Source organism: Tamlana crocina, assembly GCF_012037625.1.
On record NZ_JAAVJS010000901.1, the window covers coordinates 1 to 278 of the forward strand.

Sequence of the window (278 nt, forward strand, 5' to 3'; positions counted from 1 at the left end):
TCAGAATATTTTCTATATTCTTCCCTTCCATATCGGTGCCTTCAACGGCGTCGTTTAACTTGCTGGTATATCCTGCGTGGTGTTTATCGTGGTGAATCTCCATTGTTCTTGCGTCAATGTGAGGTTCAAGTGCATCTGATGCATATTTTAATGCTGGTAACTCGAAAGCCATATTTTTATAGTTTACGTTAATTAATGGTATCAACCTCAAATTTAAGGATAAAGCCTTCTAATCAAAACTATAAAACGTTATAAAATTCTTAAACCTAAAGTAGATT

General features: G+C 34.5%; 1 pseudogene. It reads right to left on the reverse strand.

Features of this window, described 5'->3' with window-relative positions:
- A pseudogene (locus tag HC176_RS19445) lies at positions 1–172 on the reverse strand (superoxide dismutase); the annotation flags it as partial.
- Positions 173–278: the final 106 nt, after the last annotated feature.